The organism is Tessaracoccus yangjingae (genome assembly GCF_055326235.1).
Genome location: NZ_JBUZNN010000002.1, coordinates 36,743 through 61,292, shown reverse-complemented (window position 1 = coordinate 61,292; position 24,550 = coordinate 36,743). Strand labels below are relative to the sequence as shown.

Below are 24,550 nucleotides of genomic sequence, written 5' to 3'. Positions count from 1 at the left end.
CTCCGCGACCCGCCGGTGGTGGAATTGCCCTGAGCCCACCCCCCATGCCCGAAGAAAGGCCCCCATGGACATCCTGTTCGACACCGCCAACCTCGACGACATCGAGCGGCTCACGCCGATCTACCCCGTCACCGGTGTCACCACCAACCCGTCGATCCTGAAGAAGGAGGGCCAGATCGACTTCTACGCCCACCTCAAGCAGATCCGGTCGATCATCGGCCCCAACCGGACGCTGCACGTGCAGGTGCTGGCCAAGGACGCGCAGGGCATGATCGACGAGGCCCACCGGCTCCTGGACAAGATCGACGCCAACGTCTACCCGAAGATCCCCACCACCGAGGCCGGCATCCAGGCCATGCGCACCCTCAAGGAGGAGGGCGTCAAGGTCACCGCCACCGCCATCTACTCCAAGACCCAGGGCTTCCTCGCCGTCGCGACCGGCGTCGACTACCTGGCGCCCTACTACAACCGCATGCAGAGCCTCGACATCGACACCCGCGGCACCCTCAGCGCGCTGGCCAGCTTCATCGACCGCTTCGACGCGCCGAGCAAGATCATGGCCGCCAGCTTCAAGAACATCGCGCAGGTGTCCCACGCCCTCGAGGCGGGCGCCCACGCGGTCACGCTGTCGCCGAAACTGCTGCGCCAGGCGCTCTCGGCGCCGATGATCGAGGACGCCGTCGACGCCTTCATCTCGGACTGGAAGGAGGTGCACGGGACGACCACGCTCCCCTGAGTCCGCGTCCCCGCCGCCTTGCCGCGACTCCTCGCGACACCCCAACCCAGCGCCCGGGTGGACGGCGGTGGGGGCACCCAAGGCTGGACGACCTATACCCCCGGGGGTATATACTTCTTCGAAACGAAGGAGTGCCCCATGGCGACGATCATCACCATCGAGACCCCCACCCTCGGCGACCGCAGCTATGTCGTCCACGACGGCGAGTTCGCGTTCGTCGTCGACCCCCAGCGCGACATCGACCGCGTCACCCGCATCCTCGACGATGAGGGTGTTGCGCTGAAGGCGGTCTTCGAGACCCACATCCACAACGACTACGTGACCGGCGGGTACGCGCTGGCCCAGGAACGCGGCGCGAAGTACTACGTCAACGCGCAGGACGAGGTGTCCTTCGAGCGCACCCCCATCGTCGACTCCCAGGTTGTCGAGATCAGCCCGACCATGTCGGTGAAGGCCCTCGCCACGCCCGGCCACACGTTCACTCACCTCTCCTACGTTCTCCTCGATCCCACCTCTGACGACGAGGACGCCCGCGGCCAGGTCGTCTTCAGCGGCGGTTCGCTGCTCTTCGGCGCCACGGGGCGCCCGGACCTGCTCGGAGCGGCCCACACCCATGAGCTCGTCCGGCACCAGTACAACTCGGCGCACCGGCTGGCCGCGGAGCTCCCCGATCGCACCGAGATCATGCCCACCCACGGCTTCGGGAGCTTCTGCTCCGCCACCCAGACCGAGGGCACAGAGTCGACGATCGGGCGCGAGAAGCGCATCAACCCCGTGCTGACCAAGGACGAGGAGGACTGGATCGAGGAGATCCTCGCCGGCCTCGACGTGTACCCCGCCTACTACGCCCACATGGCGCCCTCGAACTCCTCCGGCCCGGGCGCGCCGGACCTGAGCGAGCCCACCCGCGCGGACAAGGATGAGATCCGGACCCGGCTCGAGCACGGCGAGTGGGTGGTGGATCTGCGCAACCGGGTCGCCTACGCCGCCGGCCACGTGCCGGGGAGCTTCAACTTCGGCATCGAGGGACAGATCGCCACCTACATCGGCTGGATGATCCCCTGGGGCACCCCGATCACCTTGCTGGGCGAGTCGCGCGAACAGGTCGCCGAAGCGCAACGCGAGCTCGTGCGCATCGGCATCGACCACATCGCGGCCAGCGCCACGGGAGGCCCCGAGGAGTGGACCGATGCCCCCGCGACCCTGCAACGCGCCGACTTCGCCGACCTTGGCCACGTGCGTCACCACCGCGAAGTGCAGATCCTCGACGTCAGGCGCGTCCCCGAGTACAGGGAGTCCCACATCGACGGCGCCGTCAACATCCCCCTGCACGATCTGCTCACGCGCATCGACGAGACGCCCGACGGCGAGGTGTGGGTGCACTGCCTGAGTGGTTACCGCTCGTCCATCGCCGCGTCGATCCTGGCGGCGGCCGGCCGCACGGTCGTCGCTGTCGACGACAAGTTCGAGAACGCCGGCAAGACCGGCCTGCCGCTGGTGAGCGCGTCGTGACCGTCGAGATCGCAGAGTGCAGCATCGCCGACCTCACGGCAGCGTGGAGGGCAGAAGAGTTCATCCTCGATGTCCGTGAGCCTGACGAGTACGCGGAGGGCCACGTGCCCTCGGCCGTGCTCATCCCCCTCGGCGAGGTTGGCGCGCGCGTCGAGGAGGTCCCGTTGGGGCGCACCGTCTACGTGGTATGCCGGAGCGGGCGCCGCTCCCTGACCGGTGCCCGGATCCTGGCCGACGCGGGCCGCACCGCCGTGTCGGTGCGCGGCGGCACGATGGCCTGGATCGCGGCCGGCCTGCCCGTCTCGGCCCGGCCCTGCCACACGGACACCATCAGCAGATGACGTGGTGGCTGGTGCCGCTCGCGGCCGCGGTGGGCCTCGTCATGGGCGCACTCGGGGGAGGCGGCGCCATCATCACGGTGCCGGTGCTGGTCTACCTGGCCCAGCAGACTCCGGCCGCGGCGATGGTGGGGTCACTCATCGTCGTCACCGTCACGGCGAGCGCCGCTCTGATCGGCCACTGGCGGGCCGGCTTCCTCCGGCCCGCCGAGGGCGTCGCGTTCGCCGCTCTGGGGAGCGCGGGCGCCGTCCTGGGGTCCCTTCTGTCGATGCGGATGCCGGGAACCGTCCTCATGGCGCTCTTCGCGGTCCTGCTGCTCGTGGTGGCGACCGTGATGGCGAGGAAGTACCTCCGCCCGTCGCCAACCGCCCCGTGCGTTGTGCCGCCGATGTTCGAGCGGGATCCCCTTCGCGTCAACTGGCCCCAGGTCGCCCTCGTGGCGGCCACAGCCGCCGGCGTCGGGCTGCTCACCGGCATCTTCGGTGTGGGTGGCGGGTTCGCGATCGTGCCCGCCCTCGTGATCGCCCTCGGGTTCACCATGCAGCAGGCGGTCGCCACCTCGCTGCTGGTGATCGTGCTCAACTCCCTGGTGGCCCTCGCCACCCGGCTGAGCGTCGCCATCGACGTCGACTGGGCGCTGATCGGATGGTTCAGCGTGCTGGCCGCCGCAGGGGCGATCCTCGGCGGCAGGCTCGGCCGCCGGCTCCCCGCACGGACGCTAGGTCTGGGCTTCGCGGCCCTCCTCGGCGTGACCTCGGTGGCGATCCTGGCTCAGACGTTGACCGGCTTGATCACCCAGTAGTCCTCGATGACGGCGCGGATCTCCGCGATCGTCGCCTCGTCGAGGCCGCCGTCGCCCGTGACGGCGACCCACCCGTCGATCATCACATCGCCGAACGCGTGGCCGTGGCGGGCGGGGACGTCGACGCTCACCATCATGTCGAGGAACACCTGGACCGCGGTCACCACGGGGATCCAGCGCATGTGCGGGCTCACGTCCGGCGCGCGGCCGCCGTCGGTCAGCCATTCGGGGCGCTGCCAGATCAGCTCCGGCCCCAGCCAGGTGATCGGATCGGTCGCGTGCTGGAGGATGGCCACCCTGGGCTCCGACCACTCGCCCTGAAGCTTGCCGAAGTCACCCGACTGCGACGCCCACCGCACGCGCTCCCCCTCATCGCGGACGGGCTGCCACGGCGGCGAGCCCGCGTCGCGCGTGGCCTGCAGCTCCTGCCACAGCGGGGTCGCATAGGTGGGTCCAACGAGGAGCGCCCCCTCGGTGCGTTCGGTGAGCGCTTCCACGCTGCCGAACGCGTTCATCAGCCCCTGGGCACCCAGGCTCAGCCCGTAGACCACCAGCTTGGGGCGCTCACCCTCCGGCAGGGTGAGCCAATGGCCGCGTACCCCGGTGAACAGCGCCGACGCGGCCTCGACGGTGAGCTCGGGCGCCGTCACCGCGGAGACGAAACTGGGGGTGTAGGCGTACTGGAGCGCCACCGTCGCCGTGTCCCCCGAATGGAGGTACTCGACCGAATCCACGCCCTGCGGCTCGACCCAGCCCGAACCGGTGGTGGCCGCGACCACGAGCACCTCCCGCTCGAAGCCGCCGGTCCGCACGAGCTCCCGGACCGCTGTCGCCACCCTGTCCGCCAGGGTTCCGCCCGCACCCAAGCCCACGTACACGCGCACGGGCGTCAGCGCGGGCTGCCCGGTGAGCGCGCTGATCTGGTCGGCCGTCGGGCCGCCGGTAACGAAGTCCCCGCCCTGGCGCCCCAGTTCGTCGAACGACACCTCTGACCCCGGCCCGCCCGAGCGTTGAGCGGACACCGGGGCCGCCAGCCCCTCCGCCGGCTGGCCGTTGATCGACCGGTAGGCCACGTTGAGCAGCCCGAAGAACCCGATGCCCAGGAGGGCGACGATCAGCACCGACGCCACTGCGGAGCGCAGCGCCGCACGTTTGAGGGCGACGGCGGGGGTGCTGCCCCCCTCGACCATCCGCGCCAGCGTCCGGCGCCACGCCGAGCGCACCAGGCGGCCGAGGCCGAGGCTCGCCAGGCTGGCGAGGGCCAACGCCACCACGAAGCCGAGGATGTTGACGTTGTCCTGGGGAGGCAACTCGACGAGGCGGCGCACCTCGTTCTGCGCCGCGACTCCGCCGATCATCGCCGCGATGAGGACAGCGCCGTAGAGGGGCCACCCCACCAGGCGTGCCCACCTCAGCCACGCCTGCGGCGGGCGCCACCGGGTCAGCCGGGCGCCCAGCAGCGCCAGCGCCACGCCGAGCAGGTACCCGATGCCGAACACGATGCCGGAGCCCACGCCCTGCAGGACCGCGGGCCGGGGCAGCAGCGACGGCGTCAACGACAGCGCGAGCAGCACTGCCCCCACCGCGACGCCGACCGGATTCAGGCTGCGCAGGTACTGCTGCAGGTAGTTCTTCATGTGACCCTCCGATGCGGTGGCCGGCTTGTTCGCCCGATCCTAGGACCGCGGGCACAAGGCTACGACAGGGCCCGTTATCGGCGCCTCCCTCCCTCCGGGGGTTCGTGCCTAGGATGAGCCCATGAGTGACTCTGTGGCCCCCCGGCGCCAGTGGGTATCGGCCGCGGATGTGGTGGACGTCTTCGTCTACGTGGTGGTGCTCAACCTCGCGGTGCAGTTCATGCCCCAGGTCATCAGCGAGACGTTCACGCTGTCCCTGTTCACCGCCGTCGTCCTCAAGCTCGTGCTCGAGGGAGTGGTGGCGCTCAAGGACCGGATCAAGGCCGGGTTCAAGGCGGCGACGACCCCGGTCGGCCGGGTTGTGGCCGGGCTCCTTCTGTGGGGGCTCCTGATCAGCAGCAAGTTCGTGGTGCTCGAGCTGATCGGCATCCTGTTCAGGGACAGCGTCAAGCTCGGTGGCTTCTTCGCCGTCACCGCCCTGATCCTCGCCCTGATGTTCGCCCGCGCGGGCGTGCGTCGGCTGCTGGCGGTGCCTGATCCGGCGCCAGTCCCCACCCCCTGATCCACGCTTCACCGACCCCGAGGACAGGGCGAGGGTATGGCGGGTCTACAGTTCAAGCATGGTTGAACCAACCGTCATCGAACTGTCACTGCGCGAGGACCGAGCCGTGGCCGTTCTTCAGGCCGTGGCGGACCCCGTCCGGTGGCGGGTGCTGACGCGCCTCTCGTCGTCCACGCAGTGCGTATGTGACCTCCAGTCCGCGATCGACGTCGCCCCCAACCTGCTCAGCTACCACCTCAAGGTGCTGCGCGAGGCCGGACTCATCGTCGGCACGCGTCGCGGCAGATGGATCGACTACACCCTGGCCGACGGGGCCGCCGAGCTGGTCCGCTCCGCTCTGCCCGGCGAGCTGAGGCTGTGACCGGGATGTCCGCCACGCTCACCCCCCGCTCCACCACCGCCCTGGTCGGTGCCCTCGCAGCCGCCGCCGTCGCGTGGGCCGGGCTGTACGCGCTCAACGAGGTGCTCTGGGACGCGCTGTTCGAGCGCGTCCTCGGGCTCGACCTGGCGCAGCGCATTCCGGGCGCCGTCCACTTCTTCCTGTACGACACGTCGAAGATCCTCCTGCTGCTGATCGGCATGATCTTCGCGATCGGGATGGTGCGCACCACGCTGCGCCCCGAACGCGTCCGGCAGTTCCTCGAGGGCAAGCCGCTGTGGCTCTCCCTCGTCCTGGCAGCCCTGTTCGGCGCCATCACACCGTTCTGCTCCTGCAGCTCCATCCCGCTGTTCATCGGCTTCGTGGGCGCGGGCATCCCGCTGGCCGTCACGCTGACCTTCCTCATCGCATCGCCGCTGGTCAACGAGGTCGCGGTGGTGCTGCTGGCAGACACCTTCGGCATCCCCACCACCGTCGCCTACGTGGCCGCAGGGCTCACCGCCGCCATGACTCTGGGCTTCACCTTCAGCCGGCTCAAACTCGACCACCTCGTCGCCGACTTCGTGTTCAAGACCCCCGTGGCCGTCCTGGACGCCGACGGCCATCGCCCCACGCTGCCCGAGCGGGTGGAGGCGGCCATCGACGAGACGCGCGACATCGTCGGCCGGGTCTGGAAGTGGATCCTGGTCGGCGTCGGGGTGGGGGCGTTCATCCATGGCTGGGTGCCCACCGAGTTCTTCGCCACCTACGCCGGCCCGGACAACCCCTTCGCCGTCGTCCTGGCCACCCTGGCGGGCGTGCCGCTCTACGCCAATGCTGCGGGGGTCATCCCCATCGCCGAAGCCCTCTGGAGCAAGGGCATGGCCCTGGGCACGGTGATGTCGTTCATGATGGCCACCGTCGCGCTCTCCCTCCCCGAGTTCATCCTGCTCAAGCAGGTGCTCAAGCCCAAGCTGCTGGCGCTGTTCTTCGGCAGCGTCGCCATGGCCATCATGCTCATCGGCTTCGCGTTCAACCTGTTCTCCTGACCACAACAGATAAGGAAAGACATGCTCATCAAGGTCCTCGGCCCCGGCTGCAAGAACTGCACCACCCTGGAGAAGAACGTGCGCGAGGCGCTGGCCCGCCTCGGTGTCGACGCGGAGGTGGAGAAGGTCACCGACTACGCCGACATCATGGCCCACGGCGTGATGTCGACGCCCGGCCTGGTCATCGACGGCGACGTGGTCTCCTACGGCCGCGTGCCCACCCCCACCCAGATCGTGGAGCTGATCGAAGCCCGCTAGGGGCCGCTCGGGGCACCCCGATAGGGTCGGGGCATGCGTGGTGAGTACAAGGTCCCGGGCGGCAAGCTGGTCGCGGTCGACGTCGAGACCGACGACGGCCAGATCACCGAGGCAGCGGTCTCGGGAGACTTCTTCCTGGAGCCCGACGAGGCTCTCGACGACATCAACGGGGCCCTGCTGGGCATGCCCGACACGTCGTCGGTGCAGGATCTCGCCGCCGCCATCGTCGCCCGCCTGGACCCGGCAGCGACACTGATCGGGTTCACCCCCGAGGCGGTGGGCATCGCCGTGCGCCGCGCTTTGGGCCACGCCACGGACTGGTCGCAGCACACCTTCGACGTCATCGGCCCGGTGTCGATGGACCCACGGATGCACGTCGCGTTGGACGAGGTGATCGCGGCCCGGCTTGCGCGCGGCGAGATCAACCCCAGCCTGCGGATCTGGGACTGGGATCAGCCGCTCGTGGTGATCGGGTCCTTCCAGTCCTACCGCAACGAGATCGACGACGAGGGCCGGGCCCGGCACGGCATCAACGTGGTGCGCCGGATCACCGGTGGCGGGGCCATGTTCATGGAGCCCGGCAACTGCGTGACGTACTCGCTCGTCGTGCCGGCGTCCCTGGTGGAAGGGCTGAGCTTCGAGCGCAGCTACGAGTTCCTCGATCAGTGGGTGATGGGCGCGCTGGCGGAGCTGGGCGTCAACGCGCGCTACGTGCCGCTCAACGACATCGCCTCGGACAAGGGCAAGATCGCCGGCGCCGCCCAGCGCCGGGTGACGGGCGGCGTGGTGGTGCACCACGTGACGATGGCCTACGACATCGACGCCGACAAGATGCTCGAGGTGCTGCGCATCGGCCGCGAGAAGCTCTCGGACAAGGGCACGAAGTCGGCGAACAAGCGCGTGGACCCGCTCCGCTCGCAGACCCGCCTCCCCCGCGACGAGATCATCGCATCGTTCCTGGCGCACTTCGAGGGACGGTACGCGACCCAGCGTCGGGGCTACGCCGAGGAGGAACTCGCCGCGGCGCAGCACCTGGTGGAGACGAAATTCTCCTCGGACGCGTGGACCAGACGCATCCCGTGAGTCACTCGCCGGGCTGGCGGACCCCGACGGTGAGGATCAGGTTCGCGTACAGGCGCTGATCGGCGCTGACGATGACGACGGACACGTCGTCGGACTTCGCCACGTCGTAGAAGTCCCACCGGGGGATCTCCACCACCTCGATGCCGGGGAGGGCAGCGCGGTACTCGTCGTGCGCCGGGATGGAGTCGGGCACCTCCGTCGCATCCGCTGCGGGCACCATGATGCCCGCCTGCTCGATGGGGATGGTGAGCTTCAGAACCTCGAGGATGTCGGAGACGGTCAGAAGCCCGGGCGCGAGGTTGAGGTAGATCCGCTCGGCCGAGGCGGGGGCGCCCGTGGCCGCCGGGTAATTGCCGTCGGTGATGAGGACCTTCGAGCTGTGACCGGCGCGGCCGAGGGCGCCTAGAAGCTGCGGGTGGGTCATGGGTCCGTAGAGCATGGTTCTCCTTCTTTCTGAGCCGGCGCGGGGGCGTCCGGTTGGTTGTCCTGGAATTGGAGGCCGGGGCGTGAACCGCGCGGGTGCGCGGCATCCCACGGCCGTGGTGATCACGTGCTCGCTCGCACCACCAGGATGGGCGTGATGGTGACCGACTCGGCGGGATCGCCGGTGAGGAGCAGGTTGAGCGCGGCCACGGCCGCCTCGCCCACAGCACGGAAGTCCTGGCGCACCGTGGTGAGCGGCGGCAGGAACGACTCCGACCCCAACGCGTCGTCGAACCCCACCACCTTGACGTCGCCCGGCACCCGCCGGCCCGCCATCTGCAGCGAGGTCATACAGCCCAGCGCGAGGTGGTCGTTGGCGGCGAAGACCGCGTCCACCCCACGGTCCAGACCCGACATCAACGGTCTGGCCGCCGAGGCGTCCCACGACCCGGCCGGAAGGATCAGCGGCTCGAGGTCCGCGGTCGCGCACGCCGCGAGGTAGCCCTCGTACCGCAGCCGCGCATCCACCCACTCGGTGGGACCCTCGACGTGCGCGACCCTCACCGCCCCGCGCCCCACCAGATGCTCGACGGCCAGCTGTGCCCCCAACCGGTGGTCCACGGCGACCCCGACCGCCTGCTCCGGCAGGTCGTTCAGCTGGCCCACGTACACGGTGGGCAGGCGGGAGGCGACGGTGCTCACCCACTCCCCCGGCTCGTAGCGCCCGCCGAGGATGATCACCCCGTCGGCACCCACCGGCACGAGTTCGCGCAGCGCCAGCCCGTCGAGCTCGGATCTGATGACGGAGGTCGAGATGTGCAGGCCCAGGGCTGCCAGCTGCTGACAGATCACGACGTAGGTGGTGGCGTGACCGTGGAGCAGCGGCACGGCGTCGATGATGTGGATGGAGCCGGTGCGGCGCGCCGACAGCGAGCGGGCCGCCATGTTCGGCTGGTAGTTCAGCTCCTCGATGGCGGCGAGCACCCGGACCCGGGTGGACTCGGCCACCACGTCGACGCCGCGCACCACGCGCGAAGCCGTCTGCATCGACACTCCCGCGGCCTCCGCAATGTCGCGGAGATTGGCCCGCTCCCCCCGCCTGGTCATGCCGGCTCGTACCTGATGGTCCGGGCGGAGGCGGCGATGACGGCGTTGCGGTCCTTCGGATCCAGGGTGCCCATGATCTCGAGCTGCGCCAGGAGCGATCCCAGGACCGATGCCTCCACCGGCCCCGCGACGACCGAAACCCCGACGGAGTCCGCCGTGAGCTGGCACAGGAGCGCATTGCGGGAGCCACCGCCCACGAGATTGAGCTGCCGGGCGGGGATGCCCGTCAGGGCGGACAGGTCGGCGACGCCCCTGGCGTACCGCGCCGCGAGCGACTCGAGGATGACGCGGACCACAGCGCCCTCGCGGAGCGCGCCGATGCCGGAGTCCTGGGCGCGCAAGGCGTCGGTGATCCTGCCCACCATGCCCCCGGGCTGGGCGAACTGCGGCTCGTCCGGGTTGATGAGAAGGCCCGTCGACGGCACGGACGCGGCGAGTTCGACCAGTTCGGCGATGCCATGCACGCCACCTGCGGCCTTCCACTCGCGCTGACACTCCTGCAGGATCCACAGCCCGGTGATGTTGAAGAGGGGGCGGAGACCGCCATCTGCCCGCGCCTCGTTGGTGAGGCCCAACTGGTACGCCTCCCGCGACATGAGCGGCTCGTCGCGCAGCACGCCGAGCACGGACCAGGAGCCGCAGGACAGGAAGTAGGACTCGTCGGCCGTGTCGCGCTGCAGGGCGTGGACGGCGCAGGCGGTGTCGTGCGCGCCGGCCCGCACGACGGTGAGCTGCTCGAGCCCCTCAACCGTGCAGGGACCCGCGACGGTGTGCTCGCGGGTGATCTCGCCAACCCAGGAGCGCGGGATGCCCAGCGCGGCGAACACCTCGTCGCTGAACTCGTGCGCGCCGGGCCGCGTCAGGCCGGTCGACGAGGCGTGCGAGCGCGACCATCCCCTCTCGCCTGAGAGGAGGTACGTGAAGTAGTCCGGCAGCAGGAGGATCTGTTCCACCCCCGCCGCGACATCCGGCTCCTCGGCGAGGAAGGCGAACAGCTGGTTGGCGGTGTTGATGGTGGCGGGCGCGATGCCGGTGGCGTCCCAGGCCGCCTCGTCACTCAGGCGCCGGCGGAACGCCTCGTGGCTGCGGGCGGTGCGCTCGTCGCGGTAGGCGCGGCCGGGTGTGACGGGACGACCGGACCCGTCGACGGGCACGTAGTCCACCCCCCAGGTGTCGACCGAGACGCTGACGGCATCCGGAAAGAGGGCGAGGGCGTCCCGCAGCCCGGCGACCACCTCGGCCCAGATGAAGTCGAGGTCCCAGGCCAGGTAGGCGTCCCTCATGGTGGCCTCGTGCGCGAAACGCCGCACCTCGACCTCCTCCACCCGACCGTCGCGGTAGGTGCCGGCGATGACCCGACCAGACGAAGAGCCGAGGTCCACTGCCAGCGCGGTGACGGGCTTCACGGTGTCCTCCAGGAGATGGTGGGCGGGCGGCGGGGTGGTGCCCCCCGTCGCGCCCAGTATGGAGCGCGACGGGGGTCATCACCTCAGGCGGGGGGTGCCTGAGGGATCAGTTGTAGAGCGGCCCGAACTGCGCGCAGGCGCGGTAGTCGGCGCTCTCCAGATCGGCTGTGCCGAAGCCCATCCAGTTCTTCGGGCGGAAGATCCGCTCCCGTGACACGTTGTGCATGTTCACGGGGATACGGAGCATCGAGGCCAGCGTGATGAGCTGGTGGCCGATGTGGCCGTAGCTGATTGCGCCGTGATTGGAGCCCCATGCGTTCATCACGTCGTAGACGGAGGTGAATGCGCCCTCGCCTGTGATGGTGGGCACGAACCACGTGGTGGGCCACCCCGGGTCGGTGCGCAGTTCGATGGCCTTGGCCACCTCGTCGGGCAGTTCGACGGTGTAGCCCTCGGCGAGCTGCAGCACCGGCCCGAGGCCGTCGACCCAGTTGACGCGGGTCATGGTGACGGGCACCTCACCCGCCGAGCGGAAGTGGGTGGAGAAGCCGCCTCCCCGGAAGTATCCGGTGTTGGCCGGGTGGAAGGTGGTGGCCTCGGTCATCGCGGCGATGTCCTCGTCCGTCAGCTCCCACCAGGGCTTGATGCATGCGTTGCCGTCGGCGTCCCTCGCGGCGAGGGTGCCGTCGAGGGTGGTGGCGCCGGAGTTGCGCAGGTCGATGATGCCGGCGGCCGCGCGGCCCTCGGGGCGGTGGCCGGTGACGCGCTCGATGGCGTCCGCGCTCCAGTAGGTGCGCACGTCGGAGAAGATCTGCGCACGGTTGGTGAGCAGATAGTTGAAGAGCATGGAGGCGCCGTTGAGATTGTCGTTCTCGGTGGCCATGACCTGCGGCTGTCGCTTGCCGTTCCAGTCGAACTGGGTGTTGAGCAGGGTCTCCATCAGGTCGCCATTGGGCAGGTAGTCGGTCCACTGGCGCTGACCCTGGAAGCCGGAGACGAGCGCGCCGTGGCCCAGCGCCTCCTCGGCGAACCCCTTCTCTGCCAGCTTCGGGTTGCCGATCATGAGGTCGCGGCCGATGAGGACGAGCTTGGTGACGTAGGCCCACCACTCCTCGTGGTCCTCTGCGGAGCGCTGCCACTCCTCCGGATTGAAGTCCTCACCCTGGACCAGGTTCTCGCGGACCCAGGCGTAGGCCTTCTCGTACTCCTCGTCGTCGTAGATGCCGAGCTTGATGCGGCGCTCCAGCTCCACCATGTCGACGTACTCGTTGCGCATGCCCAGCCAGTAGTTCCAGAACTCCTCCTTCACCACGCAGCCGGCGATGCCCATGGACACGCCGCCGATGGAGAGGAAGGACTTCCCCTTCATGAGCGCGACGGCGAGCCCGGCACCGGCGTAGTCCAGGAGCCGCTGGCGCACATCGTCGGGGATGGAGTCGTCGTCGGCGTCGCGGACCTCCTCGCCGTAGATGCCGAAGGCGGGGATGCCGAGCTGGGTGTGGCCGGCGAGCGCCGCGGCGAGGTAGACCGCGCCTGGGCGCTCAGAGCCGTTGAAGCCCCAGATGGCATGGGGCATGGTGCGATCCATGTCGATGGTCTCCGAGCCGTAGGCCCAGCAGGGTGTGACCGAGAGCGTCAGCCCGACGTTCTCCCGCTTGAACTTCTCCGCGGTGGCCTGAGCCTCGGGCACGCGGCCGATCGTCGAATCGGCGATGACGACCTGGACAGGGGTACCGTCCGGGTACCGCAGCTCGGCCTCGTAGAGCTCCTTGACGCGCAGAGCCATGTTCATGGTCTGGTCCTCGAGGCTCTCGCGGACGCCGTTGCGCCGCCCGTCGATGATGGGTCGGATGCCGATCTTGGGGTAGTTGGTCACGAATCACACCTTCTTAAATCAGTTACTTCTGTGTTCTTGTCTGGGTGTCCGGCGCGGTGTGGGGGTGGCGCAGCTGGCCGGGCGGGGGCTGCGCCGAAGTGTCAGGGCGTGGGACGGGGTGGGCCCGAAGGCCCACCCCGTGACTCTCACTCGTAGAGGTTGGCGGCGATGTCGGGATCGTCGATGTTGGTGGCGTCGTACCAGGCGAAGCCGGAGTCGATGATCTTCGGCAGCTCCTGGCCGTCGATGGCGCGGATGGCCGCGACGACGGTCTCGTAGCCCATCTTCACGGGCGACTGGGTGATGGCGCCGGCCTGCTGGCCGTTGCGGATGGCGTCGAGCTGAGCCTTGCCGGAATCGAAGCCCACCACGGTCAGTTCCTTGCCGGACTCGATGGCGCCCTGGAGCGCGCCGATGGCCGAGGCCTCGTTGGAGCCGTAGATGCCGGTGATGTCCGCGTTGGCCTGGATGAGGGCCTTGGCGGTGTTGGCGGCGAGACCCACCTCGCCCGCGTACTGCGGGTCAAGGACCTTGATGTCGGGCGCGTTGGCGGCCATGTACTCCTGGAAGCCCTCGCAGCGCTGCTTGCCGGTGGCCGAGGTCTGGTCGTGGCAGACCATGCCGACGGTGCCGGTGCCGCCGAGCAGCTCGACCATGTTCTTGGCCGCCTCAGCAGCCGCGGCCTTGTTGTCGGTGGAGACGGTGGTCAGCGGGATGTCGGAATCCACACCCGAGTCGAAGGCGATGATCGGGATGTTGGCGGCCTGGATCTCGGCCAGGACGGGGCCGGCTGCGCCGGAGTCCAGGGCGGCGAAGCCGATGGCGGCCGGAGCCGACTGCAGGGCGGTGCGGAGCTGATCGAGCTGCTGGGTGACGGCCTGCTCGTTCTCCGGGCCGACGAACTCGACCTTGTAGTTGTATTCCTTGCCGGCCTCCTCCGCGCCCTGCTTGACGGCCTGCCAGAAGCGGTGCTGGAAGCCCTTGGAGACGAGGTAGATGGTCTGGGTGCCGTCGCCCATGGGGACGTCACCCTCGGCGGGAGCCGAGGACTCGGCGGGAGCCGACGACTCGGCGGGAGCCGAGCTGCTCTCTGCCGGGGCCGGCGCGGAGGAGGTGGCGGTGGACGAGGTGGAGCAGGCGGTGAGGCCCAGGACGAGCACTGACGACACTGCCAGTGCGGAGCGCAGCATGCGCATGGCGGTTTTCCTTTCGGTTTTGGGAGGACCGCCCTCCCGTGATGTGGATGAAGTTGTGTTGGCTAGACGGCGGAGGCGCGCTGGCGGCGGAGGATGTCCGCGTAGACGGCGAGCAGGACGACGATGCCGGTGACGACGAGCTGCCACTGCTGGGCCACGCCCATCATCTGGAGGCCGACGGTCAGCGTCATCATGAGCAGGGCGCCCATCATGGTGCCGACGATGTTGGCCCGGCCGCCGGAGAGGGAGGTTCCGCCGATGACCACGGCGGCGATGACCTGGAGCTCCATGCCCAGACCCTCGGCGGGCTGGACGAAGCCGAAGCGGCCCGAGTACAGGATGGCGCCGAAGGCCGTGAAAATGCCGGCCGTCACGTAGACCAGGGCCTTCCAGAATTTGACGTTGATGCCGGAGAGCCTGGTGGCCTCCTCGTTTGAGCCGATGGCCAGGGCGTAGCGCCCGAGCAGGGTCTTGCCGAGGATGACCGCGGCGATGATGCCGAGGATGACGAAGATGAGGGCCGCGTTCGACAGGAACGGGATCAGGCGGCCGTTGGAGATGGCCGAGTAGTCCGGGTTGGCGATCTTGATGCTGGAGGCGTTGGAGATGATCAGCGACAGCCCTCGGGTCACCATCATCATCGCCAGCGTCGCGATGAACGGCGGGATGTGCAGGTAGGCGATGAGGAACCCGTTGACCAGGCCCATCGCCGCGCCCACCACGATGGTGAGGAGCAGCCCGATGCCCAACGGCAGGTTCATGAACTCCGCCGACATGAACACGCCCGCCATCACCGCGGCGAACGTCATGCCGGTGCCGACGGAGAGGTCGATGCCGCCTGTGGCGATGACGAAGGTGGCACCCAGCGCCATGGTGCCGATGGCGGCGGCCTGGAGCAGGATGTTGGGGATGACCACGCCGGCGTTGAAGTTGGGCGCGAAGATCATGAAGAACACGAAGACGACGATCAGCGCGGCGAAGACGAACAGCTGCTGAAGCGACGACTTGATGAACTGCTGCACCTGCGAGGGCTGGGCGGGTGCGGCCTTGGTGGCGGCGTCAGTGCTCACGCTGCGGTTCCTTTCAACTGAGCCTTGCCGACGGTGGCGAGCTCCATGATGTTTTCCTGGGAGGCGTCCTCGTTGTCAAGGAAGCCTGTGATGTGTCCGTGCGCCATGACGGCGATGCGGTGCGAGACGCGCAGCACCTCCGGCAGCTCGGACGAGATGACGATGATGGCCTTGCCCTGGCCGGACAACTGCTCGATGAGGTTGTAGATCTCCTCCTTGGCGCCGACGTCGATGCCGCGGGTGGGCTCGTCGAAGATCAGCACGTCACAGTTGCGCACGAGCCACTTGGCGATGACCACCTTCTGCTGGTTGCCGCCCGAGAGCTTGCCCAGCAGCTGGTTGACGTTGGGCGTCTTGACCCGCAGCTTCTGCGAGTACTCGGTGCCGACGGTGCGGATCTTGCCGTCGAGGATGAAGCCGCCGATGTGGAAGTCCTTCATGGCCGCCATGGCCGTGTTGGCCTTGACGTCCTGGTCCAGCAGGACCCCGAACTGCTTGCGGTCCTCCGAGAGGTAGCCGATGCCGGCGCGCACCGCGTCCGCCGCCGTGCGGATGTTCACCTTGCGGCCGTGGACGGTGATGTCTCCGCTGGTGCGCGGGTCCGCGCCGAAGATGGCCCTCGCCACCTCCGTGCGCCCGGCGCCCATGAGGCCGGCGAAGCCGAGCACCTCGCCCTTGCGGACCTCGAAGCCGACGTCGCGGACGAGCTTCTTGGTGCTGAGGCCCTCCACCTTGATCACGACCTCGTCGGAGACGCGGGCGGTGCGCGGCCGGGCGTCCCCCGAGACCTCGCGGCCCACCATCATCGAGATGATCTCGCGCATCTCGACCTCCTTGGTGGTGACGGTGCCGATGTACTGGCCGTCCCGCAGCACCGAGACCCGGTCCGTGATCTCCTCGATCTCCGGCATGCGGTGCGAGATGTAGATCAGGCCCGTCTCGGGGGTGATGAAGTCCCGGATCATGACGAACAGCGCGTCGGTCTCCGCGAGCGTGAGCGCCGCCGTCGGCTCGTCCATGACGAGGATCCGCGAGTCGTAGGACAGCGCTCGGGCGATCTCCACCATCTGCTGACGCGCCACGGACAGGTCCCGCACGTAGCTCTTGGGGTTGAGGTTCATGCCCAGCCGGTCGAACAGCTCCCCCGCGTCCTTGTTCAGCTTGGCGTCGTCGATGTAGCCACCCTTGTGGCTGCCGGGACGACCGAGGAACAGGTTCTGGGCCACCGTGAGGTCCGGAACCATGTTGAGCTCCTGGTGGATGATGCTGAGGCCCAGGTCACGCGCATGGTTGGTGTTGCGCACCTCCACCTGCTTGCCCTGCAGCCAGATCTCCGCCCCGGGATCCGGGGTGTAGATGCCGGTGAGGATCTTCATCAGCGTCGACTTGCCGGCGCCGTTCTCACCGCAGAGGCCGAGCACTTCACCCGCATTGAGATCCAGGTGGACGTTGCTCAGCGCCTTGACGCCTGGGAACGTCTTCGAGACGTTCTTCAGCTCGAGAAGTTTGGTCACACGTACTCCTTCGTACCTGCCGGATCGGCGGGCTTTGAGCGCCCAGCCCGACGAATGCTAACGCTATCATTCGTCCGGCGGGCGCGCCACCTCCGTTACCGAACTGTGACGAATCGATACCCGTGGGGGTATATGATGACGGGCATGAACCTGACTCGAACCCTGCTCTCCCTCGTCGTCGCCGTCGCCGCTCTCCTGGGGCTCAGCGCCTGTACCGACGCGGGTGCCGACGCCGCGCGCACCGCCATCTCCGAGGGCGCCACCGTGATCGACGTGCGCACCCCGGCCGAGTACGAGGCGGGCAACATCGACGGCGCCCTCAACCTCGACGTGCAGGCCGCGGACTTCGCCGACCGGGTCTCCGAGCTGCCCAAGGACGACACCTACGTCGTCTACTGCCGCTCGGGGAACCGCTCCGCGGCCGCGATCGACATCATGGAGGACCTCGGCTTCACCAGCCTCGTCGACGGCGGCGCGTACTCCTCGCTCAAGTAGCGGACAGCACAGACGGCGAGTGGCCGGCCCCCGGAGGGACCGGCCACTCGCCGTCTGTCAGTTCAGAGCGTCAGCTCACTTGGCGCCCATGGTGGTGCCGGCGGAGCGGAGGTTCTGGCAGGCCTCGACGATGCGGGCGGCCATGCCGGCCTCGGCCAGCTTGCCCCACGCGCGGGGATCGTAGGCCTTCTTGTTGCCCACCTCGCCGTCGACCTTCAGCACGCCGTCGTAGTTGCTGAACATGTGCCCGGCCACGGGGCGGGTGTAGGCGTACTGCGTGTCCGTGTCGACGTTCATCTTGATGACGCCGAAGTCCACCGCGTCGGAGATCTCCTGGGCGGTGGAGCCGGAGCCGCCGTGGAAGACCAGGTCGAACGGCTTGTCCTTGCCGTACTTGGCGCCGACGGCGTCCTGGATCTCCTTGAGCACCGACGGGCGGAGCTTGACCGCACCCGGCTTGTACACGCCGTGCACGTTGCCGAAGGTGAGGGCCGTCATGTAACGGCCCTTCTCGCCCAGGCCGAGCACCTCGATGGTGCGCATGCCGTCCTCGATGGTGGTGTAGAGCTTGTCGTTGATCTCCGCGGAGACCCCGTCCTCTTCGCCACCGACGACGCCCACCTCGATCTCGAGGATGATGTTGGCGGCCTTGGTGAGGGCGAGCAGCTCGTCAGCGATCTGCAGGTTCTCCTCCATGGGCACCGCGGAGCCGTCCCACATGTGGGACTGGAACAGGGGCAGCTGGCCGTTCTTCACGCGCTCGGCCGAGATGGCCAGCAGCGGGCGCACGAACGAATCGAGCTTGTCCTTGGGGCAGTGGTCCGTGTGCAGCGCGATCTGGATGGGGTAGTTCTTCGCCACCTCCTGCGCGTAGGCCGCGAGGGCGGCGGCGCCGGTGACCTTGTCCTTGATGGTGGCGCCGGAGGCGTACTCGGCGCCGCCGGTGGACACCTGGATGATGCCGTCAGAGCCAGCCTCCGCGAACCCCTGGATGGCCGCGGTCACCGTCGACGATGAGGTGATGTTGATGGCCGGGTAAGCGAACTTGTTCGCCTTGGCCCGATCGAGCATTTCGGCATAGATCTCGGGAGTAGCAATGGGCATGGATGCCTCTTTTCTGGGTGAGACTTCGGGTCGCCCCAACCTTATCGTCTCGGCGCGCCCCGAGGGAGGGCGGGGTCAGCTCCCGCGGGCCTGTGGTCAGAGCACCTTGTCGAGCGCCGAGACGTCCAACCCGACGCGCCCGAGCGAGTAGGCACGGGCCGCCGAATCGATCACCGCGGGGCTGGCGTCGACGAAGCTGGCGGGCACCTTGCCGACCGGGGCGCCGTCGGCCTCCAGCATGATCGACGGCCCAGCACCCGAGAGCCCCCCGGTGAGGCGGAGGGCGGTGACGCGGTCCCACGGGACGGCCGGCGCGGGAGGGGTGACGAACTCGACCCCGTAGGCGTCGAAGTAGAAGGCCACGCCGTCCTGGATGCGGCCGAGGTCGCGCTTGGCGCGCTGCAGCCCGACGACGGAGAGGACCAGCCAGAAGGCCGACGACCCCACCCAGATGGCCACCATGGCGATGGTCCACTCCCGCGACCAGTCACGCCCGATGGTGAGGACGAGCACCGCCAGGATGGCCAGCGAGATGACGGTGGAGATGATGCGCCACCGGAGGGCCGAGCGCTTCTGCGCCACGCGCGCCGCCGTCGGAAGTGGGGTCAGTCCCGCGGCGAATCGCTGTGGCTGCATGCCTCCCACCCTAGCGGGCGGCAGCTCAGCCGACGGTGGTCGATGCGGCCGGCGACGACGCCCAGGAGCCCAGCAGACGCAGGCTTTCGGCGTCGCGGGTGCCGGGCTCGGCGGTGAAGACGGTGAGCTGCGCCCGCTGGCCCACCACGTCGAGGCCGTCGTAGTGCAGCGTCAGGTCCCCCACCACGTGGTGATGGAACCGCTTCACGCCGGTGTCCTGCTGCCAGACGTCGTGCCGCGCCCAGAGCCCCCGGAACTCCTCGCTCCGCGTCGACAGCTCACCCACGAGATCCTGCAGCTGCTTGTCGTGAGGGTCGCGGCCGGCCTCCGTGCGCAGCATCGCGACGTTGACGAAGGCAACCTCCTCCCAGTCCGGGTAGAACACGTGGGAGCGGGGATCGAGGAAGAGGTAGCGGGCGAAGTTGGGGGGCTGGGATGACGAGCCGGTGATCATCTCGTCCAGCAGTGCGCGTCCCAGCGTGTTCCACGCGAGCAGGTCCGTGCGTCCGTTCCCGATCAGCGCCACAGCGGTCGACATCGAGTCGAGGAACCACTGGAGACTGGGCGAGGGCTGCCACCGCTTGGCGGGCCTGCCGCGACGCCGGGACGCCGGCGCGGAGCCCTCGGCCTGCCGGGCGAGCCGGTAGAGGTGGTCGCGCTCCGCGTCGTCCATCTGCAGGGCTCGGGCCAACCCGTCGAGCACTGCCGCCGACGCCCCGGCGATCGCTCCCCGTTCGAGGCGGGCGTAGTACTCGACGCTGACGCCGGCCAGCATCGCGGCCTCGCTGCGGCGCAACCCCGCCACGCGCCTGTCGCCGATGCGCGGCAGCCCGGCGGCCTCGGGCTCGACCCGCGCACGCCGCGACATGAGGAATTCGCGCACCTCTGATCTGTTGTCCATGTGTGCCAGCGTAGGTCGGCCGAGGCTGGTCAGGGACGCCCTGCCAGGGCACGTCAGGGCAGGGACTCCCCCGCCCGCCCGGCCTCCGGTGCACTGGAAGCATGACACGACGACTCCTCGCAGCACTCTCCTTCGCCGCTCTTCTCGCCGCCTCCGCCTGCACCGCGGCGCCATCCTCGACCGCGACCCTGCTGGAGGTGTCGCTGGACGCCTCCCCCGCCGGGCTCACGGTGGCTCCCCACCTGCCCGCGAGCCTCACCTTCAGCGACCGCATGGGCACCGCCCAGGTGGCCCAGCTCCCGTCGGCCCTGCCGGTTGCGGCGTCTCCCGAGGTGTCCACCTACCAGGCGGGCGACGTCGCCTACTCGTTCGACGAGCATGCGCTGGTCGTCTTCACCGTCGACGGCGCCGGGGCGGGAGAGACCCGCCTCGTGCGGGTCGGCAGGGTCGCGCAGGGGCTGGCCGAGTTGTCCGGCTGCGTCCGGGACTGCACCGTCGCCCTGGTGGCCGAGGGGTCCGCCGCCTCCCGGTGATCGGGGCCGCGACATCCTGCGGCTGTCGGCCGCCTCAGCCAGCCGGGGCGTGCTGGAGCGACCAGTGGTACATCGCGATGGCCGCGGCTGCGCCCGCGTTCATCGAACGCGTCGAGCCGCGCTGCGTGATGGCGACGAGCCGCTCGCAGCCCTCGACCATCGCGTCGGTGAGCCCCGGCCCCTCGGAGCCGAAGACCAGGCAGCAGCGCTCAGGCAGCTGCGCCGTCTCCAGCGGCACCGCTCCGGGCAGGTTGTCCACGCCGATCGGCGTCACCCCCTCGGCCGCGAGGTGGGCGAGCAGCGAGGCCTCGTCGTCGTGGTGGACCACGTGCAGGTAGCGGTCCGTCACCATGGCGCCGCGCCGGTTCCAGCGACGGCGCCCCACGATGTGCACGGCCGCGACGTTGAACGCGTTGGCGGTCCGCACGATGGAGCCGATGTTGAAGTCGTGCTCCCAGTTCTGGATGGCCACGTGCAGCGGCGCGCGCGTCCGGTCGAGGTCGGCGACGATGGCCTCCATCCGCCAGTACCGGTACCGGTCGATCACGTTGCGCCGGTCCCCCTCCGCCAACAGCGCGGGGTCCAGGCGCTCGTCCTCGGGCCACGGCTGGGGGTGCGGCCCCACGCCGACGGTGGGCGCCGTCGGATCCGCCGGCTCGCCGGTCACGCCGGCGTCAGAGTGGTGGGCGGCGTCGGGGCTGGCCACGGAATCGGTCACGAGGCGAGCTTGGCCCACGCCGCCGGGCGAGGCAACCCGGGAACGCGGCAGCGCCCCGGCCGACCGGCCGGGGCGCTGTGCAGGGGTGGATCAGGCAGCCTGCTGGATGGCGGAGATCTCCACCTCGATGGCGACCTTGTCGGAGACCAGGAAGCCGCCGGTCTCGAGCGCGGCGTTCCAGGTGAGGCCGAAGTCGGCGCGCGAGATGTTGGTGGAGCCCTCGAAGCCGACGCGGACGTTGCCGAAGGGGTCCTTCGCGGCGCCCTGGTACTCGAGCGGGAGGGTGATGGAGCGGGTGGTGTCCTTGATGGTCAGGTCACCGGTCACCTCGACGACGTCGCCCTTGATCGCGAAGTCGGTGCCCTTGAAGGTCCAGGTGGGGTGGTTCTCGACGTCGAAGAAGTCGGCGGAGCGGATGTGGCCGTCGCGGTCGGCGTTGCGGGTGGTGACCGAGCCGGCGTCGATGGTGACGTCGAGGGTGGAGTTGGCGGGGTTGGCGCCGTCGACCACCGCGGAGCCCTCGAAGGACTCGAAGGAGCCGCGGACCTTGGTGACCATCGCGTGGCGGGTCACGAAGGAGAAGGCGCTGTGCGAAGCGTCGAGGATGTAGGTGCCGTTGAGCTCGTTGATGGTCATGTGGGGTTCCTTTCGTGGGCTGTTGGTTCAACCCTAAACCATTCTTGTTGAACTGTCAACCATCTTCTTGAAACTTCTTCTACCGGGCATGACGGAGGCCCGCCCCCGGGCAGGGGACGGGCCTCGTCGGGTGGGGCTCAGCTGGAGAACGGCGGCCGGTAGCCACCCGTCTGCCCCTGGTCCCCCTGCGACGGCGGGGGCACCGCCGGCTGCGGGGGCAGCTCCTGCTGCGCGTGCTGCGGCGGCTGGTAGGGCTGGGCGTAGTCGTCCTGGCGGGGCGCCTGGATCTGCTGCTGCGGCGGCTCAGGGGCGGCCGTGGGGCGCTGGGAGATCTCCCCGAAGTTCACGTCTGGGGCCTGGCGCACGATCGGGTCGTTGACCTCGAAGTACGTGGCCTTCTCGAACTTCGCGAACCCGGCGATGATGTTGCTCGGCACGGACTCGATGCGCGTGTTGTAATCGCGCACGTTGGCGTTGTAGAAGCGCCGCGACGCCGCGATCCGGTCCTCGGTGTCGGTCAGCTCGCGCTGCAACTCGAGGAAGTTGGTGTTGGACTTCAGGTCCGGGTACGCCTCCACGGAGACGAGCAGGTTGTGCACGGCCTGCGTCAGCTCGGCCTCGACGGCGGCGCGCTGCTCGCTGGGCTGCCCGTGGCTCTGCTGGGAGAGCGAGCGGGCGGTGTTGCGCAGCGCGGTGATCTGCTCAAGCGTGTTGCGCTCGTGCGCGGCGTAGCCGCGGACGGTCTCCACCAGGTTGGGGATCAGCTCGTAGCGACGGTTCAGCTCCACGTCGATCTGCCGCCAGGACTCCTGGATCAGGTTGCGGCTCTTCACGAAGCCGTTGTAGGCGCTGACGCCCCAGCCCACCACCGCAAGCGCGATGACGACCAGGACGATGAGGACAATCAGGAATGCATCCACTTCGGTCTCCTTCGATCAGTCGTCTTCACGGTAGCGCAGCGGGCGTTTCACCCGCAGCAACAGCACGCGCCGGCCCCGGATCGGCGCGCAGGTCAGTCGAGGTTGTGGGCGTCCAGGAACTGGAACACCTCGGTGTCGTCGACGCCGGGGAAGGTGCCCGGGGGCAGGGCCGCGAGCAGGTGCGCGTGCGTGCGAGCGCTGGGCCAGGCGCGCCCGGACCACCTCGTCGCGAGGTCCTCCGGCGCCCTGCGGCAGCAGGCCGGGTCCGGGCAGGTGGAGACGGAGCGTTCGCGGGTGTCGCGGCCGCGGAACCACTTGGAGTCGCGGTAGCGCACCCCGATGCCGGTGGAGAACAGCCCCGATCCGGTCTGCTCCACCCTGGCGGTGCACCAGAAGGTGCCCGTGGATGTGTCGGTGTACTGGTTGAACGCGTTGAACTTGTCCGCGACGGCGAAGACCTCCCGCGAGGTCCAGTAGCGGCAGGCCGGCTGGCCCTCGATCGCGCCGAGGTTGTCGCGGGGGAAGGCGACGCCGTCGTTCTCGTAGGCCTTGTAGATGATGCCGGACTCGTGCACGCGCTGGAAGTGGACCGGGATGCCGAGGTGCCTCGTCGCAAGATTGGTGAACCGGTGCGCCGCCGCCTCGTAGCTCACCGCGAACGCGTCGCGCAGGTCCTCCAGCGCCAGCTCCCTGCGCGCCTTCGCCTCCTGCAGGTAGCGCACCGTCGGCTCCTCGGGCAGGAGGAGGGCGGCGGCGAAGTAGTTGGTCTCGATCCGCTGGCGCAGGAAGTCGCCGTAGTTGGCGGGGGGCGCGTGGTCGAGCATGTGGTGGCCGAGCGCCTGCAGCAGCACCGATCGGGGGTCGTATTCGCGGGACTGGGCGGCGGCCAGATAGATGCGCTTGTTCTTGAGGTCGGTGACCGAGCGGGTCGAGTGCGGCAGGTCCCCCACGTGGTGCAGCGAGAAGCCGAGGTGGGCCGTGATCTCCCCGATGAGGTGCTGCGACAGCGGCCCCGAGACGTAGCCGCAGCGCTTCAGCAGCGCCGCCGCCTGCTCCTCGATGGCGCCGAAGTAGTTGTCGCGGGCACGCATCTCGTCGCGGAGGTGCGCGTTGGCGCGCCGGGCCTCCTCCGGGGTGGCCATGCGCTCGGCGGCGTCGTGCGCAAGCTCCCGGTGCAGCGCGACGAGCGCCTCGAGCACGTCGATCGGCATCCGCGGAGAGATCCGCACCATCGGAAGCCCCTTGGCCCGGGCCAGCGGGGACCGCATGAGGCGTTCCAGCTCGATCTCCAGTTGCGCGCGGCGGCTGGGCACGGGCGCGGTCAGGTCCTCAAGCGTGGCCCCGTAGACGCGGGAGAGCGTCTGCAGGTGCGAGACCCTGGCCTCCCGCTTGCCGTTCTCGATCAGGGACAGCTGCGACGGCGCCAGCCCGGACGCCTCAGCCACCTGGCTGAGCGTCAGACCGCGCTCCTTGCGGAGATGGCGCAGCCGGCGCCCGAGTGAAAACGGATCGAAAGGCCCCTGCTCCTGGGCCGCTGGGGAGTGCGGGTCATCGTCGACAGGCATGAAATCACCGTAGCGGAAATTTCTGCGTTTCTTCATCGCGAAGAGTTCTAGGAATTGCTCCCCGGGGACTGAAGGATCGTCACATCGACAGGGACGAGGCAGCACAGCAGCTGC

General features: G+C 69.2%; 26 protein-coding genes. 11 read left to right on the top strand and 15 right to left on the bottom strand.

Annotation, left to right across the window (positions count from 1 at the left end; translation table 11 throughout):
* Window positions 1–64: 64 nt before the first annotated feature.
* From ACZK5D_RS03160 to ACZK5D_RS03145, 4 genes are all read left to right on the top strand, one after another.
* On the top strand, window positions 65–736 hold the full coding sequence (locus tag ACZK5D_RS03160; RefSeq protein ID WP_463664245.1) for a fructose-6-phosphate aldolase: 672 nt from the start codon (window positions 65–67) through the stop codon (window positions 734–736).
* A 138-nt stretch (window positions 737–874) separates the two neighbouring features.
* The gene (locus ACZK5D_RS03155) at window positions 875–2,248 is read left to right on the top strand and encodes a rhodanese-like domain-containing protein (protein WP_463664244.1); all 1,374 of its coding nucleotides are present in this window, start codon (window positions 875–877) and stop codon (window positions 2,246–2,248) included.
* Window positions 2,245–2,589, top strand: coding sequence for a rhodanese-like domain-containing protein (locus tag ACZK5D_RS03150; RefSeq protein ID WP_463664243.1), 345 nt, complete (start codon window positions 2,245–2,247; stop codon window positions 2,587–2,589). Before ACZK5D_RS03155 ends, ACZK5D_RS03150 begins: the two co-directional genes overlap by 4 nt.
* Window positions 2,586–3,389, top strand: a complete 804-nt coding sequence (locus tag ACZK5D_RS03145) for a sulfite exporter TauE/SafE family protein (RefSeq protein WP_463664242.1) — start codon at window positions 2,586–2,588, stop codon at window positions 3,387–3,389. Before ACZK5D_RS03150 ends, ACZK5D_RS03145 begins: the two co-directional genes overlap by 4 nt.
* Here ACZK5D_RS03145 and ACZK5D_RS03140 read toward each other — a convergent pair.
* On the bottom strand, window positions 3,359–5,026 hold the full coding sequence (locus tag ACZK5D_RS03140) for an alpha/beta-hydrolase family protein (protein WP_463664241.1): 1,668 nt from the start codon (window positions 5,024–5,026) through the stop codon (window positions 3,359–3,361). The genes ACZK5D_RS03145 and ACZK5D_RS03140 overlap by 31 nt on opposite strands.
* Before the next feature lie 121 nt (window positions 5,027–5,147).
* On the opposite strand from ACZK5D_RS03140, the gene ACZK5D_RS03135 reads away from it, so the two are divergent.
* The 5 genes from ACZK5D_RS03135 to lplAB are packed head-to-tail and all read left to right on the top strand — an operon-like array spanning window position 5,148 to window position 8,336.
* The gene (locus tag ACZK5D_RS03135; protein WP_463664240.1) at window positions 5,148–5,588 is read left to right on the top strand and encodes a hypothetical protein; all 441 of its coding nucleotides are present in this window, start codon (window positions 5,148–5,150) and stop codon (window positions 5,586–5,588) included.
* Between the two features lie 58 nt (window positions 5,589–5,646).
* Complete coding sequence (locus ACZK5D_RS03130) at window positions 5,647–5,949, top strand: ArsR/SmtB family transcription factor (protein ID WP_463664239.1); 303 nt, start codon at window positions 5,647–5,649, stop codon at window positions 5,947–5,949.
* 5 nt (window positions 5,950–5,954) lie between these two features.
* A complete protein-coding gene (locus ACZK5D_RS03125) occupies window positions 5,955–6,995 on the top strand; it encodes a permease (RefSeq protein ID WP_463664238.1) in 1,041 nt (346 codons plus the stop codon).
* 21 nt (window positions 6,996–7,016) lie between these two features.
* Window positions 7,017–7,253, top strand: coding sequence for a thioredoxin family protein (locus tag ACZK5D_RS03120; RefSeq protein WP_463664237.1), 237 nt, complete (start codon window positions 7,017–7,019; stop codon window positions 7,251–7,253).
* Window positions 7,254–7,286: 33 nt separating this feature from the next.
* On the top strand, window positions 7,287–8,336 hold the full coding sequence (gene lplAB, locus ACZK5D_RS03115) for a lipoate-protein ligase LplAB (RefSeq protein ID WP_463664236.1): 1,050 nt from the start codon (window positions 7,287–7,289) through the stop codon (window positions 8,334–8,336).
* 1 nt (window position 8,337) lies between these two features.
* Here the strand turns inward: lplAB and ACZK5D_RS03110 are convergent, their stop codons facing one another.
* From ACZK5D_RS03110 to ACZK5D_RS03080, 7 genes are all read right to left on the bottom strand, one after another.
* Complete coding sequence (locus ACZK5D_RS03110; protein WP_463664235.1) at window positions 8,338–8,775, bottom strand: RbsD/FucU family protein; 438 nt, start codon at window positions 8,773–8,775, stop codon at window positions 8,338–8,340.
* A gap of 107 nt (window positions 8,776–8,882) precedes the next feature.
* Window positions 8,883–9,866 carry a LacI family DNA-binding transcriptional regulator gene (locus ACZK5D_RS03105; RefSeq protein WP_463664234.1) on the bottom strand — a complete coding sequence of 328 codons (984 nt, stop codon included), beginning with the start codon at window positions 9,864–9,866 and terminating at the stop codon, window positions 8,883–8,885.
* Entirely contained in the window at window positions 9,863–11,272 is a 1,410-nt protein-coding gene (locus tag ACZK5D_RS03100; protein ID WP_463664233.1) for a rhamnulokinase, read from the bottom strand. The genes ACZK5D_RS03105 and ACZK5D_RS03100 overlap by 4 nt, the downstream gene beginning before the upstream one ends.
* A 106-nt stretch (window positions 11,273–11,378) precedes the next feature.
* Entirely contained in the window at window positions 11,379–13,148 is a 1,770-nt protein-coding gene (locus ACZK5D_RS03095) for an L-fucose isomerase (RefSeq protein ID WP_463664232.1), read from the bottom strand.
* A 146-nt stretch (window positions 13,149–13,294) separates the two neighbouring features.
* Window positions 13,295–14,344: an ABC transporter substrate-binding protein gene (locus tag ACZK5D_RS03090; RefSeq protein WP_463664231.1), complete on the bottom strand. Its 1,050-nt coding sequence runs from the start codon at window positions 14,342–14,344 to the stop codon at window positions 13,295–13,297.
* Window positions 14,345–14,406: 62 nt separating this feature from the next.
* Window positions 14,407–15,414, bottom strand: coding sequence for an ABC transporter permease (locus tag ACZK5D_RS03085; RefSeq protein WP_458996066.1), 1,008 nt, complete (start codon window positions 15,412–15,414; stop codon window positions 14,407–14,409).
* Window positions 15,411–16,928: a sugar ABC transporter ATP-binding protein gene (locus tag ACZK5D_RS03080; RefSeq protein WP_463664230.1), complete on the bottom strand. Its 1,518-nt coding sequence runs from the start codon at window positions 16,926–16,928 to the stop codon at window positions 15,411–15,413. The genes ACZK5D_RS03085 and ACZK5D_RS03080 overlap by 4 nt, the downstream gene beginning before the upstream one ends.
* Window positions 16,929–17,072: 144 nt before the next feature.
* Here ACZK5D_RS03080 and ACZK5D_RS03075 point away from each other — a divergent pair, with 144 nt between their 5' ends.
* Complete coding sequence (locus ACZK5D_RS03075; protein WP_463664229.1) at window positions 17,073–17,423, top strand: rhodanese-like domain-containing protein; 351 nt, start codon at window positions 17,073–17,075, stop codon at window positions 17,421–17,423.
* Window positions 17,424–17,498: 75 nt separating this feature from the next.
* Here ACZK5D_RS03075 and fbaA read toward each other — a convergent pair whose 3' ends face one another.
* From fbaA to ACZK5D_RS03060, 3 genes are all read right to left on the bottom strand, one after another.
* Window positions 17,499–18,527 (bottom strand): class II fructose-bisphosphate aldolase, encoded by a 1,029-nt coding sequence (gene fbaA / locus ACZK5D_RS03070; RefSeq protein WP_458996063.1) that lies wholly within the window; start codon window positions 18,525–18,527, stop codon window positions 17,499–17,501.
* Window positions 18,528–18,623: 96 nt separating this feature from the next.
* On the bottom strand, window positions 18,624–19,163 hold the full coding sequence (locus ACZK5D_RS03065) for a hypothetical protein (protein WP_463664228.1): 540 nt from the start codon (window positions 19,161–19,163) through the stop codon (window positions 18,624–18,626).
* Between the two features lie 25 nt (window positions 19,164–19,188).
* Window positions 19,189–20,064, bottom strand: coding sequence for a helix-turn-helix transcriptional regulator (locus ACZK5D_RS03060; protein ID WP_458996061.1), 876 nt, complete (start codon window positions 20,062–20,064; stop codon window positions 19,189–19,191).
* A gap of 101 nt (window positions 20,065–20,165) precedes the next feature.
* Here ACZK5D_RS03060 and ACZK5D_RS03055 point away from each other — a divergent pair, with 101 nt between their 5' ends.
* The gene (locus ACZK5D_RS03055) at window positions 20,166–20,597 is read left to right on the top strand and encodes a cyclophilin-like fold protein (RefSeq protein ID WP_463664227.1); all 432 of its coding nucleotides are present in this window, start codon (window positions 20,166–20,168) and stop codon (window positions 20,595–20,597) included.
* A gap of 34 nt (window positions 20,598–20,631) precedes the next feature.
* Here the strand turns inward: ACZK5D_RS03055 and ACZK5D_RS03050 are convergent, their stop codons facing one another.
* From ACZK5D_RS03050 to ACZK5D_RS03035, 4 genes are all read right to left on the bottom strand, one after another.
* The gene (locus ACZK5D_RS03050; protein ID WP_463664531.1) at window positions 20,632–21,222 is read right to left on the bottom strand and encodes a TrmH family RNA methyltransferase; all 591 of its coding nucleotides are present in this window, start codon (window positions 21,220–21,222) and stop codon (window positions 20,632–20,634) included.
* A 183-nt stretch (window positions 21,223–21,405) separates the two neighbouring features.
* On the bottom strand, window positions 21,406–21,951 hold the full coding sequence (locus tag ACZK5D_RS03045) for a YceI family protein (RefSeq protein ID WP_463664226.1): 546 nt from the start codon (window positions 21,949–21,951) through the stop codon (window positions 21,406–21,408).
* Between the two features lie 137 nt (window positions 21,952–22,088).
* Window positions 22,089–22,871: a LemA family protein gene (locus ACZK5D_RS03040; RefSeq protein ID WP_458996058.1), complete on the bottom strand. Its 783-nt coding sequence runs from the start codon at window positions 22,869–22,871 to the stop codon at window positions 22,089–22,091.
* A 92-nt stretch (window positions 22,872–22,963) separates the two neighbouring features.
* The gene (locus ACZK5D_RS03035; protein ID WP_463664225.1) at window positions 22,964–24,436 is read right to left on the bottom strand and encodes a helix-turn-helix domain-containing protein; all 1,473 of its coding nucleotides are present in this window, start codon (window positions 24,434–24,436) and stop codon (window positions 22,964–22,966) included.
* Between the last annotated feature and the right edge of the window lie 114 nt (window positions 24,437–24,550).